The organism is Flavobacterium aestuarii (genome assembly GCF_040049115.1).
GTDB classification, from domain to species: domain Bacteria; phylum Bacteroidota; class Bacteroidia; order Flavobacteriales; family Flavobacteriaceae; genus Flavobacterium; species Flavobacterium aestuarii.
This window is the reverse complement of sequence record NZ_JBDLZZ010000013.1, coordinates 65,066-77,908: the sequence shown is the minus strand read 5'-3', so window position 1 is coordinate 77,908 and position 12,843 is coordinate 65,066. Positions and strand designations below refer to the sequence as shown.

General features: G+C 33.6%; 15 protein-coding genes. 7 read left to right on the top strand and 8 right to left on the bottom strand.

The annotated features are described in order from the left end of the window. Nucleotides 1-173 precede the first annotated feature (173 nt). Entirely contained in the window at nt 174-689 is a 516-nt protein-coding gene (locus ABEG11_RS13885) for a Crp/Fnr family transcriptional regulator (RefSeq protein WP_348824770.1), read from the top strand. 55 nt (nt 690-744) lie between these two features. Next, nucleotides 745-1,308 (top strand): DinB family protein, encoded by a 564-nt coding sequence (locus ABEG11_RS13880; RefSeq protein ID WP_348824769.1) that lies wholly within the window; start codon nt 745-747, stop codon nt 1,306-1,308. Nucleotides 1,309-1,561: 253 nt separating this feature from the next. Here ABEG11_RS13880 and ABEG11_RS13875 read toward each other — a convergent pair whose 3' ends face one another. Then, nucleotides 1,562-2,068: a DUF2911 domain-containing protein gene (locus ABEG11_RS13875; protein WP_348824768.1), complete on the bottom strand. Its 507-nt coding sequence runs from the start codon at nt 2,066-2,068 to the stop codon at nt 1,562-1,564. A 174-nt stretch (nt 2,069-2,242) separates the two neighbouring features. Here ABEG11_RS13875 and ABEG11_RS13870 point away from each other — a divergent pair, with 174 nt between their 5' ends. After that, the gene (locus ABEG11_RS13870; protein ID WP_348824767.1) at nt 2,243-4,159 is read left to right on the top strand and encodes a DUF294 nucleotidyltransferase-like domain-containing protein; all 1,917 of its coding nucleotides are present in this window, start codon (nt 2,243-2,245) and stop codon (nt 4,157-4,159) included. 1 nt (nt 4,160) lies between these two features. Next, nucleotides 4,161-4,757, top strand: coding sequence for a 3'-5' exonuclease (locus tag ABEG11_RS13865; protein ID WP_348824766.1), 597 nt, complete (start codon nt 4,161-4,163; stop codon nt 4,755-4,757). Nucleotides 4,758-4,771: 14 nt separating this feature from the next. Here the strand turns inward: ABEG11_RS13865 and ABEG11_RS13860 are convergent, their stop codons facing one another. Genes ABEG11_RS13860 through ABEG11_RS13830 form a run of 7 tightly spaced genes read right to left on the bottom strand, consistent with a single transcriptional unit; the run spans nt 4,772 to nt 10,236 of the window. Beyond that, nucleotides 4,772-5,257, bottom strand: coding sequence for a 4'-phosphopantetheinyl transferase family protein (locus ABEG11_RS13860; protein ID WP_348824765.1), 486 nt, complete (start codon nt 5,255-5,257; stop codon nt 4,772-4,774). Further along, a complete protein-coding gene (locus ABEG11_RS13855; protein ID WP_348824764.1) occupies nt 5,254-5,508 on the bottom strand; it encodes a phosphopantetheine-binding protein in 255 nt (84 codons plus the stop codon). Before ABEG11_RS13855 ends, ABEG11_RS13860 begins: the two co-directional genes overlap by 4 nt. Before the next feature lie 43 nt (nt 5,509-5,551). Next, on the bottom strand, nt 5,552-6,826 hold the full coding sequence (locus ABEG11_RS13850) for a beta-ketoacyl-[acyl-carrier-protein] synthase family protein (protein ID WP_348824763.1): 1,275 nt from the start codon (nt 6,824-6,826) through the stop codon (nt 5,552-5,554). Further along, nucleotides 6,827-7,261, bottom strand: coding sequence for a 3-hydroxyacyl-ACP dehydratase FabZ family protein (locus ABEG11_RS13845; protein ID WP_348824762.1), 435 nt, complete (start codon nt 7,259-7,261; stop codon nt 6,827-6,829). Nucleotides 7,262-7,275: 14 nt separating this feature from the next. Next, a complete protein-coding gene (locus ABEG11_RS13840; RefSeq protein ID WP_348824761.1) occupies nt 7,276-8,328 on the bottom strand; it encodes a type III polyketide synthase in 1,053 nt (350 codons plus the stop codon). A gap of 44 nt (nt 8,329-8,372) precedes the next feature. Further along, a complete protein-coding gene (locus ABEG11_RS13835) occupies nt 8,373-9,083 on the bottom strand; it encodes a methyltransferase domain-containing protein (protein WP_348824759.1) in 711 nt (236 codons plus the stop codon). Between the two features lie 22 nt (nt 9,084-9,105). Continuing rightward, complete coding sequence (locus ABEG11_RS13830) at nt 9,106-10,236, bottom strand: NAD(P)/FAD-dependent oxidoreductase (RefSeq protein ID WP_348824758.1); 1,131 nt, start codon at nt 10,234-10,236, stop codon at nt 9,106-9,108. Between the two features lie 173 nt (nt 10,237-10,409). Here ABEG11_RS13830 and dnaX point away from each other — a divergent pair, with 173 nt between their 5' ends. From dnaX to ABEG11_RS13815, 3 genes are all read left to right on the top strand, one after another. Then, nucleotides 10,410-11,495, top strand: a complete 1,086-nt coding sequence (dnaX, locus tag ABEG11_RS13825; protein WP_348824757.1) for a DNA polymerase III subunit gamma/tau — start codon at nt 10,410-10,412, stop codon at nt 11,493-11,495. A 197-nt stretch (nt 11,496-11,692) separates the two neighbouring features. Continuing rightward, complete coding sequence (locus ABEG11_RS13820) at nt 11,693-12,148, top strand: DUF8439 domain-containing protein (protein ID WP_348824756.1); 456 nt, start codon at nt 11,693-11,695, stop codon at nt 12,146-12,148. Nucleotides 12,149-12,268: 120 nt separating this feature from the next. Then, nucleotides 12,269-12,826, top strand: coding sequence for an acetate uptake transporter (locus tag ABEG11_RS13815; RefSeq protein WP_348824755.1), 558 nt, complete (start codon nt 12,269-12,271; stop codon nt 12,824-12,826). Nucleotides 12,827-12,843: the final 17 nt, after the last annotated feature.

Here is a 12,843-nt window from a genome sequence, read left to right as displayed (position 1 = left end):
CTTTTTTGTCTTTTGCAAAGATAGGCCTTTGAAGTCTCATAACTCTCAAGACAAAGCCGAAAATGAATCTATAAAATCAAGACATTGTTTATTTCATGTAAATTTGTGAAATTAGTGTTTGACTTATTAAAAACGAAAAAAATTGTAACTGACTCAAAGTCGAATTGATAAAAATGGCAATATCTCAAATTAAAAACCTGTATACCAAAACAATAACTATTGAAAGAAATCAATTTTTAAAAGTCAAGGGAAGCATTGACACCAATATCTATTATGTGGAAAGTGGCAGTTTGAGAATTTATATTTTAGACGATTTTGAAGAACAGATAATACGCTTTGGATATTCAAACGACTTGATTGTTTCGTTGGATTCATTTTTAACCGAAAAGCCGTCTGATTTTTACATTCAGGCTATAAAAAAGACTGTTGTTAAGGTAATTCCAAAAGCTTTTTTCATCGATTTTATTTCCCAATCCGAAGAAAATAAAACCATGTGGATCAAATTACTGGAAGATTTAGTTATACAGCAATTGGAAAGGGAAAAAGACATTTTGACCAATTCGCCAAAAGAAAGATACAATCGCGTATTGAAACGCAGCCCGAAATTATTTCAGGAAATCCCAAACAAACACATTGCCAATTATTTACGCATGAGTCCGGAAACATTGTCCAGACTAAAAAAATCTTGATTCAAATCAAGGTTTATCTTCCTGTTTAATGTGAATTTTGTAGAAAAAACAAACCATGAAGACAAAATCAGAAACTTTAATTTTAGAATTAATCGAAAACACCAGACAAAATCTAAATTTTGCCGAAAATCTCAAAACAAAATCAATCAGCCAGCTGAATTGGAAAGAAGACACAAAAAGCTGGAGTATTTTGGAATGTTTGGAACACTTGAATTTATATGGCGATTTTTATCTTCCAGAAATTGAAAAAACAATCAACAGCGCAAAAAACAAATCTGAATTCATTTTTAAAAGCGGAATCCTTGGAAATTATTTTGCAGAAAGTATGTTACCAAAAACAAAGCTTAACAAAATGAAAACATTCAAGGACAAAAATCCATTAAACAGTGATTTGGACAGCAAAACAATTGACCGGTTCGTTAACCAGCAAATGAAAATGATTGATTTATTGACCAAAGCAAGATCTGTTAATTTAAACGAGGAAAAAACCGCCATAACATTAACAAAAATGATAAAATTGAAAATGGGCGATACATTTAGATTTGTAATCAACCATAATATCCGGCATATCAGACAAATTGAAAACTGCATCAATACACAAGAAAGAAATTGTATTTAAAATGAACAAATTAGCGCATTTTGAAGATATACAAAATGAACTATAATTTATATTATGTAAAATAGAATTTTTTACAGCCCTTTATCTATTACAATTTAAATTCTCAGCTATATTATTGATTTTGAGCAAAAAAATACAACAATCCTGTTCTTAAAACACTCAGCTTTATTTTTAAGGTATAATATTCAAAAAAAAATCATCGCCGTAATTGGCGATGATTATAAATAATTTTTTTAAAACAATTTTACAAAAATTATTTCACAGTAAAACCAATATTCCAGTTATCCCAGCTTAAAACAACATCATTGGAATTAATCACATAAACTAATTTTTCTACACTGGAACTAGCTTTTTTTGGAGCAACCTTTACACGAAGCTGATCTTTCTTTTCATCATATTTGTAAGCTCCCCATTGTTTAGCTTCTTTATTAAATATGATTGTGGTTTCTTTTTCATTTGGAATTATAAAAAAAGAATATTTTCCTGCAGGCAGTTTAGAGCCTTCAATTATAAGATCTTTATCGGTTTCAAATGTTGTAGCATCATTGGCACCAGCACGCCAAACTGCATCAAATGGAACTAATTCACCCCAGATTTTTCTGCCTCTTACAGACGGACTGCCATAATTAATGGTTATTGTAGCATCTTTTATTTTACCGGTTACTGTTTCTGCCGGACTTTTAGGCTTTTCTTGAGCATCTGCAGATGATATTGCAAAAATTGAAAGCAGTACAATTAATGTGTTTTTTAAAATTTTCATAGTTTATTTAATTTATTTATCAATAAATTTAAATATTTACATTCATTACTAACCTATTGCATAGATATTTATGAAAATTTTAACTTTTAAATAATAAATCAAATTTAAAAATTATACCTTTTTTTAAATCTCTATTTTTTATTATTTTTACGAGGTTTACTTTACAACTCAACTATGAATACAATTGCCGAAAATATTGCTGATTTCTTAAAAGAATATCCACCTTTTGATAACTTGACATTTCAAGAATTATCAGCTATTGCGACAAATATCCGCGTTTTAAATCTTGAAAAAAACGAAACTTTATTCCAGATAAATGACAAGCTGCATGATTGTTTTTATGTAGTTGCATCTGGAACGATTCACCTATCAGTTATTGCTGATGCTGAAGAAACACTTTTAAATAAATGTCATGCTGGCGATGTTATGGGCTTAAGGCCTTTTTTTGCCAAAAACAATTATATGATGACGGCAAAGTGTCGCGAAGAAAGTATAGTATATGCTATTCCCATTGCCACATTTAGACCGTTTGTTGCCAATAATCCAAATGTCTTAAATTTTCTTTTAGAGAGTTTTGCAACCAATACCTGGAATCCAAAGGAGAAAGAAAGCCTAAGAGGCAAATTGGCAACTGACAATGTATTTAATTTAGATCAGAAGTCTGAGATGCAGTATTTCCAGTCGCTGAACTATAACCGATCACCGCTCACCGCTACTATTAATGATACTGCCAAAGATGTTGCGCTGCTAATGACCGAAAATGCTTCGACAAGTGTTATTGTCAGCGAAAACTACATGCCTATTGGAATTGTTACTCATACTGACCTGTGTTCCAAAATTGCTACAGGACAATTCCCATTGACAGTAACTATGAAAGCTATCATGTCTTCTCCAGTGGTAACTGTTGTCGAAAATATTTCTCTGGCAGAAGCACAGCTCATGATGCTGAAAAACAATGTAACGCATTTATGTGTAACACTAGATGGAACTGACAAATCGGTGGTTAGAGGTATTATTTCTGAACATGATTTAATAATAGCCCAAGCCAATAATCCTGGTGTATTAATCAAGGAAATTAAACGCGCTTCCAACGCAAAGGATCTAAAACAGATCCGTGAGAGACTGACAGAACTCATCCAGAACTCAATTCATAAAAACATTCCGCTTTCTAATATAAACAATATCGCAAGCGAGATAAACTCAGCTATTTTAAAAAGAGCCGTTGAGTTATCTATTTTAGAATTGGGATCTCCCCTAGCACGATTTGTATGGCTCAGTATTGGCAGCCAAGGCAGAAAAGAACAATTATTGCTCACCGATCAAGACAGTATACTCATCTTTGAAGATGTTCTTCCTGATAAGTATAGGGATGTAAGGGATTATTTTTTGAAATTAGGAAAAAGAACCACCGCTACATTAGAAAAAGTGGGTTATGAATTTTGCCCAAACGGCCACATGGCAAGCAATATATTATGGTGTAAATCATTGACAGACTGGACTAAACAATATGATAGCTGGATGAATACTCCAGGTGAAAATACTAATGATATAAGCAGTATCTTCTTTGATCTGGAACTCGTTTTTGGTGAGAAAAAAATATTTGAAGCCATTGAAAATGTAATCGAAAAAAACCTAGAACATAATTCATTATTTTTTGACTTTTTAGGCAATGATACTTTAAGAAAGAATTCACCATTAACCTTTTTTAAGAAATTTGCACTGGAAGAAGATGGTCCATTCAAAGATAAATTTGATATCAAAACAAGAGCCCTGATGCCGTTAATTGATGGTGCAAGATTATTTGCATTGCATTTCAATATTAAGGGACTCAATAATACCTACTTAAGATTCAAGCAATTAGCAATTATTGATGCTAAAAACGCTGATATATATTTAAATTGTGCAGAATCATTTTTGATTTTATCAAAATTCAGGGTAAATGAGGGATTAAAAAATGAAAATTCCGGACAATATATCAGCATGAATGAGTTAAGCAAATTGGACAAAGAAAAGATGAAAAATGCTTTAGCTCCAATGAGAGATCTTGAAGAACTGATTAAAAGCAATTTTAAACTAACGCAATTTTCATAAAATGCTTGATTGGCTAAAAAATATAAACAAAGAACATCCTGAATTCTGGAAAACATATCTCGCTAAGTTTAATCAGAAAACAGAGCGATATGTTGTGTTTACAACCGAAACTTCTGGATTAAACACCGAAAAAGATGTTATTCTATCCATAGGCTCTTTTGCCATAATAAATGACAAAATCCACATAGGTGATAATTTTGAAACTATTTTATTGCAATATAAATATTTTCATGACAATGGTCTTTCAAATGAATTTATTCTGGAAAGCAAAATGAAAAAATTAAGTGAACCAGATGCTATTCAGGCCTTTATTGATTATATAGGCAATGCTGTCCTGATTGGGCATCATGTAGATTTTGATGTTGAGATGATTAACAATGCTTTGGCACGATTGGACTGTGGCCGGCTAAAAAATGAAGCCTTGGATATTGATGTCATGTATCGAAAACTCATTGATATCAACGACAAGCAGTTTTCGTTAGACGAACTCTCAGATATTTTTAGTTTACCAAAAAGCTACCGCAATTCCCCATCGGAAGATGCTTATAAAATCGCTTTGTTGTTTTTAAAACTGAAAAAAAAATTAGGTATTAAATAATTTTTCAGCAAACTCTATATTGATATTGCTTTTTGGAAACGGCCATGATGAGTTATTGAAACAGGCTGAATAATATTGGAATCTATATCTATAATGCAAGGGATCCCATTAGTCTTTTTTATATTATCTGAAGTTTCCAAAAGTTTTATCTTATCAAAAAGAAAGATATCAGAAACAGCAATTGTATAAACATAGTCAGTTGTTATTTCAGTTTGAGTGTAAAAAACAAAATCATCAATCTGAACCTTGCCGAGACTCTGATTTTCGTAATAACATTGCAGTTTCCTTGGAAAATAACCTTTGATTCCAGTACATCGGTTATAAATTTTATAAGTGGCTTCTTTCCTGCTCCATAGATTCCAAACCATCAGTTCTGGATTGGAACTATTATGAATCAATACTTGTTCATGCCGTGTAAATATCTTGTCCAAAAAACCCTTTCTTTTCCAATTGCTTTCTTTTCGGGCTAATTCGAGATCTACTATGTCGTTCCCGATCATGCTTTTAATAATTCTGATTCAATAATTCCAATAGCCTCTTTTACAGTAGTCATTTGTTTCATCGACTCATTATCAATCATGATATCGAATTTTTCTTCAATATCTAAAATAACATCCACCAGATTTGCCGAATTTATCTTCAAATCATTTATAAAATCTGTCTCTTCCGAAAGCAGATCAAATGCTTTCTGATCTTGAACATACGGTCTTACAATATTCCTTAACTGTTCCAATGTCGCTTCTCTGTCCATAATTTATCTTTATTTTATATATTGAATATCTGATATTAAAATACTAAGTTATTATTTTTTTAAAAACAACACACCCGTTGACATCACCAAATCCAAAACTGGCTTTTAAAACAACATTAATCTCTTTTTCAGTACATTTGATCGGAATTCTGGAAGAATCAATAATTGTCTCAATTTCCGGGTGTAAATCATCGCAATTTTGGTTTGGAAAAATAAAACCATGATGTAATTGCAAAACTGCTGCTGCACTTTCAATACTTCCTGCAGCAGACAAACAATGCCCAACTGTAGATTTCAATGAGTTTATGTATGGAAAATCCATTCCTTTTCGATTTAAGGCTATACTCCAATTCAAAATTTCCAGAGCATCCTTTGCTGTTGCTGTAAGATGACCATTTATAGCATCAACTTCCTGACCAGTAATTCCTGAATTAGCCATAGCTTTTTGAATACACTTTTGGACTGCGATGGGATTTGGCGCAGTAAACGAACCTAAACCTCTCTGTCCGCCTGAATTCAAGGCTCCTCCTAATACTTCTGCATATATCCTTGCTCCTCTTGACAATGCTGTTTCCAGATCTTCAAGAACTAAGGCTCCCGCTCCGCTCGCTGGCACAAATCCTGATGCGCTGGCAGACATTGGTCTCGAGCCAGTTTCTGGAGAATGATTATGCTTATAAGTACAAACTCTCATAGCATCGAATCCCGCCCATATATAGGGACCGGAATCACTAGTACTTCCAGCCAGAATACGTTTTGCCTGCCCTGATTTTATTCGATCGAAAGCCATAATAATACTCTCAGTTCCTGTTGTACAAGCCGAAGAATTTGAAGTCACAACATTTCCTAAACCAAATTTACCGCCTAAATAAGCACTCACACCACTATTCATAGTTTGGATTACTGAAGTACTTCCTAGATTCCTGACTTTACAGTCATCAATTTTGTAAATACTCTCTCGGAACTTAGCAACTCCAGAAGTTCCCGATCCAAAAATAGTTCCGCTGTCCCAATCAGGTTCATCCAATATATCCATTGGCAATCCTGCATCTTTCCACGCATCTATTCCAGCTATAACGCCATATAAAATACCCGAAGAATTAAAATTTTTAAGCTCCAGCTCAGTAAAATACTGCAATGCTAATTCTGTTGACACCTCCGGCATTCCGGCAATCTGGCACGAAAATTTAAGTTTCTCCAGTTCTTCAAAGTATCTTATGCCCGAAACACCATTTTTTATCGCATGATTAAACGCCTCAATACCCACCCCATTTGGAGCAACAACACCCAGACCAGTTATAACTACACGATTATTCATTTATATATTATTTTTTTCAGCAATCATGCCTGAAATCACCCCACGGCTGACAGTTTCATTATTTACATTTTTCATCTGTACCTTGCACTTTAATTTTCCAAACCTAAAATAGATTTTTTCCGAAATAACGGTTACCTTTTCATTAGGATAAACAATTTTTAAAAATTCAATATCCGTTGATGTTAAACAAATTACATGACTTGATTGTATCTTTTCATTTAACAAAAACAAACCTAAGCAGACTAAGCCAATCTGCGCCATTACCTCTGTTAAAATCACTCCTGGTGTTATGGGATTATCTTTAAAATGCCCTTTGTAAAAATCCGAATTTTCATCAAAAGTATACTCCCCCACTACTCCGTCTTCATTAATTTCAATAATCTTATCAACAAATAAAAACGGTTTCGAATAGGGCAATTTCGACAATATATCCATACCTCCTGCAATTATTAAAATTCCAACAATATTCTTTGAGCCGAAAATCCAGGCCCAAAACTCAGCATTAATCCTTTAGTGCCTTTTTTGATTTTTTTCTCCATAAAAAGCTCTAAGACATATAATACAGTAGCGCTTGACATATTTCCATACAGTCTTAACACTTCTTTTGTTTCATTTATATTTTTTCCATAAGAAGTAAACAGTTCTTCTACAATTTGTATGATTTTTTTTCCTCCCGGATGAAAAATCAAATGATCGATATCGTCAATCTTTAAATTATTTTTTTCTAGAAAAGGATGAATTATAGCATCAAAATGAGAAGCTATAGTATTTGGAACTTCAACATCCAGAATCATTTGCAGTCCCGAATTAGTAAGCCTGAAACCCATCATATTTGTATTATCGTAAAAATGATACATTTCCTCATCCAATATTTCAGGACCAGTTTCATCTTCATCCGATGAGAGTAATACACAAGCCGCGCCATCTCCAAAAATTGCCGCACTTACAATATTTGCCATCGAAAAATCATTCAGCTGAAAAGTAGCTGTAGGGCTTTCAATAGCAACTACAGCAGCTTTTTTGCCAGGATTTGCTTTCAGGAAATTCTTTGCATAAATAATCCCCGAAATTCCAGCAGCACAGCCCATTTCTGTAACAGGCAGCCGCACAATATCCTGACGCAGTTTTAAACTGTTTATCAGATAAGCATCCAAGGACGGAATCATAATTCCTGTACAGCTTACAGTAATGATAAAATCAAGTTCTTCGGGGTGCCAATCGGCCTTTTTCAAAGCTTTATCCAAAACCTTTTCTCCCAGAAGAATTACTTCTTTTATGTAAATATCATTTTTTTCTTCGAATGATGTATTTTCGAATACAGCTTCAGGATCCATTATAGAATAGCGTTTATCAACTGCTGCGCTTACGAAAATCTTTTTTACTTTTCGAACAAAACGTTCCTCCTGGCCTTCAAGCCAAATATCCAGGAATGGCAGAATTTCATCTGTATTTCTAGAAAATCTGGGTAATTCCTTAGCTGCACATTTTATTTTTACACTCATTCTTTCTTTTGATTTTACAAACTGAATTAAAATATCAGCTTATTTTATTTTTCAACAATCCATTGGTACCGGAACGCCCATTTCCAATCAATACTGTATTTTTTAAATTTCAAATTTTCTGAAAAAGCAATGAGTTCCTTTTTTTTAAACCCTCTCAGGATAGAAGTTAAACCATCTTTCCGGGACATATCATTAAGCCGAAAAATAAAAGAGACCACTTGAAACAGCCGATACGCTAAACCATTCCTATGCAAATCATTGATAACAAAACCAAGTTTTGAATTTTTATAGAATGTTTTTACCAGTTGTAAAATTTCACTGTTTTTAAAATGATGCAATGTCAAGGTACACAAAACTATATCGTATTTTAACTCATGAAAAGATTTAGAAAAAACATCTTCACATTTATAAGTGATATTAGGATATTCTGCAGATAAATGAGCAGCATAATCGACGGTAAATTTATTTGCATCAATACCAATCAGTTCTAAATTTAGATTTTTCTGAAAACCAAAATCAGCAAGCCTGCGCAGCATATCACCGTTTCCACAGCCTACATCTACAATTGTTATAGAATTATGATCCTTGGCTTTTGCAAGCAATTTTTCGATCCCATTCAAAGTCAATTTATTGCCACCTAACAGATGATTAATTTGGGCAATTTTGTCTAATGCTTCTTTCAGCAAGTCACCCTTGATGTCAAAATCATCCATAATTTCTGGATCTTCAGTCCTATCTCTGGTTTTTACGAACATATTGCTTTTTTCTATAAATCCATTAATTACTTACAGCTACAAACTTGCCATGTGTCTGTTTTATTATAATTGGCAATAACTTTGGAAATTTAATCAATATATTCATAAAAATATTACATAATTTCTGTTTTTGAAATATAAATGCCAAAACACGTCCCATTCGTAAACGTTTTTTAAAATTCTTATCCCATTCTGCCTTATAAATCCTCTCTAATTGTTCTCTTGATTGTATTTCCTTGCTATGGAATTTCACTATCAGTTCAGAAACAATTTTAGCACTATGAATTGCCATCGCCATCCCGTTACCGCACAAGGGATGAATCAATCCAGCGGTATCACCAATCATAAGAATATGGTTATCTATTGTGTTTTTTGTATTGAATGATACTTGGCTAATTGTTAAAGGCGATTCGAAAATCATTTGGAAGTTATCAAAAATAAATTTCAAATGTGGATTTTTGGAAACCGCTTGATTTTGAAAATCTTCGATGCCTTTATATTTTTTAAAAGAAGCATAACTTGCCAGATAACACACGTTTATTGCATCGTTTTCAACTTTTGAAACACCGCAATAGCCATCTTCAAAATTGTGCAATCCAACTAGATTATTAGGAAAATCGCCTGCATAATGTGCTTTTACAGCAAGCCAATATGATTTTTTGCTGACAAATTCACGTTTTAGCTTTTGATCCATATTTGAACGTTTTCCAAAAGCCCCAATCACAATTCCGGATTGAATTGTTCTGTTCTTAGCTGTAATTGTGAAAACATCATTTTCATATGTAATATCCTCTACAACATCGCGAATAATCTGACAGCCACTCTGAATAGCTTTGTTATAAAGAAAATTATCCAATGCATATCGGCTGACTCCAAACCCGCCAAGAGGTAAATCGCAATGAATTATTTTGCCATCAGGCATCGAAAAATCTAATTTTGAGATCGTGACTGGTTTCAATTCAGAAATATCAATTGAAAGCCATTTTAAATAAGGCAAAATTTCATTTGAAATATATTCTCCACAAACCTTATGCTTAGGATATTCGTTTTTTTCAATCAAAACAGCTCTTATTCCAATTTTAGACAAATGTATTCCAGCTGTAAGCCCAGCTAATCCTCCTCCAACAATAACAATTCCTTTGGAAACATCCATAGCAAGACAATTTTATAAATCATAACGATAAAACATCGTGAAAATACACAAATGACTTCAAAAAAAAGAACTCACAGCTATATTTAAAGAAATTAATGACTCAAAAATTAAAAATTCTGGAGCTTGTTTTTTGAATTTTCAAATCCTATATTTGCTTTCGAATAAAGAAAAGCATGGAACAATTTGTAGTATCGGCCCGTAAATATCGTCCACAGACATTTAAAGATGTTGTAGGGCAAAAAGCGATTACAAATACTTTGCTCAATGCCATAGAAAGCAATCACTTAGCTTCGGCACTATTATTCACGGGGCCACGAGGAGTTGGAAAAACAACGTGCGCCCGTATATTGGCCCGAAAAATAAATCAGCCAGGTTATGACGATCCCAACGAAGATTTTGCCTTTAATGTGTTTGAACTTGATGCTGCATCAAACAATTCGGTAGATGATATCCGGAATTTAATTGACCAGGTTCGTATACCACCACAAACAGGTCAATATAAAGTATATATCATTGACGAGGTTCACATGTTGTCTTCTGCAGCTTTTAATGCTTTTTTGAAAACACTGGAAGAACCGCCAAAACATGCCATTTTTATATTGGCAACTACCGAAAAGCATAAAATTATTCCAACGATATTATCCCGTTGTCAGATATTTGATTTCAAGAGAATTACCGTAAAAGATGCCAAGGAGCACTTAGCTGATGTTGCTGCAAGCCAAGGTGTTGATTTTGAAGATGATGCACTGCATATTATTGCTCAAAAGGCAGATGGTGCAATGCGTGATGCTTTATCGATTTTTGACAGAGTAGTTTCATTTTGCGGCAATAATTTAACGCGTCAGGCTGTAACCGAGAACTTGAATGTTCTGGATTACGAGACTTATGTAACCATAACCGATTTGCTTCTCGAAAATAAAATCCCCGATTTATTAATCGCTTTCAACGATATTCTTGCCAAAGGTTTTGATGCTCATCATTTTGTTTCCGGGTTAGCCAGTCATTTTAGGGATTTATTAGTCAGCAAAACACCATCAACCTTAGTACTGCTTGAAGTTGGGGAACAGGCTCAGAAAATGTATGGTGAACAGGCTCAAAAATGCAGTCAGGATTTTTTATTAAAAGGCATTGAAATTGCCAATGACTGCGATTTAAAATACAAAGCCAGCCAAAACCAGCGACTGCTTGTAGAACTTTGCTTAATGCAGCTTGCCTCTATCACTTTTGATGGAGAAAAAAAAAAGCTGAACAATTTATAATCCCTCCCACTTATTTTAGGAAAAAAGATTATTCTATTGCTGATGTTTCTAAAAGCGAAAACATTGTCAATATCAATGAAAAAGTTGAAGAGGCTAAAACCGAAAGCATTAAGCCAGCTGAAGCTTTTTTAGAAAAACCGCAAATTCAAAACCCTGTCTCTTCCGCTGCTGCTGAGAATGAAACAAAATTTTCGGCCTTGTCACTTTCCAGTATTCGAGCCAAAAAAGCTTTGGAAGAAAACCTGAAAGGATTTACAAAAAAAGAAGACAATACAACTCTTCCAACTGAAGCATTTACTGAGACAGAAATGCTTTTGCAATGGACCAGATATGCTGAACGCCTTGGCAGTAAAGGATTTAAAATAATGGAATCGTTACTTCTGATCAACGATCCAAAACTGGATGGCACCAAGATCACTTTTGAATTACCTAATGAAGGTTCTAAATTGGATTTTGAAAAAGAAATGATAGGCCTTTTGGGACATTTGCGAGGTCATTTGCACAATCACAACATAACTATCGAAGTAAATGTAAATGAAAGCATAGACATTCGAAGAAGTTTTACAGACCAGGACCGCTATAATCGTCTTTTGGAAATAAATCCTAATATTGAATTATTACGGACCACTTTTGGATTAGATTTAGATGCTTAAAAATGATAAACAGCAATTCTTGAATGAAAAATTAATATCATATAATGTTATTTTTGTAGCAATCAGTGATGTACTATAACGTTATATTAGACTTTTCTAACTATTAAAAACTAAAAAAAAATGGAAAACAAATTAGCTAATCCTGCGCCATTAGGCCTGTTGGGTTTTGGGATGACCACAATCTTATTAAACATTCACAATCTGGGATTTTTTCCTGTAAGCGGCGTAATTATTTCGATGGGAATTTTTTATGGCGGCCTTGCCCAGATTATAGCAGGAATACTATCTTATAAAAACGGAAAAACATTTGCTGGAACAGCTTTTACTTCATACGGTTTCTTTTGGCTTACGCTGGTTGGAATTTGGCTTTTTCCAAATACTGGTTTCGAAATGGCTGGAGCAACTCCTGCACCATTTTTTGGATGTTATTTAACTCTATGGGGAATTTTTACTGCTTTTATGTGGTGGGGAACCTGGGGAGGAAGCAAAGTACAGCAATTTGTGTTTTTATCCTTAACTATTTTGTTTTTCGTTTTGGCTGTAGAAAAATTTACTGGTATTGAATCTTTAGCTCCAGTGGCTGGTGCAATTGGTGTAATATGCGGAAGCAGTGCTTTTTATCTGGCCGTAGCTGAATTATTAGAAGAAGTAAAAAACGAAAAAGTATTGCCTTATTAATAATATTTTTATAGTAT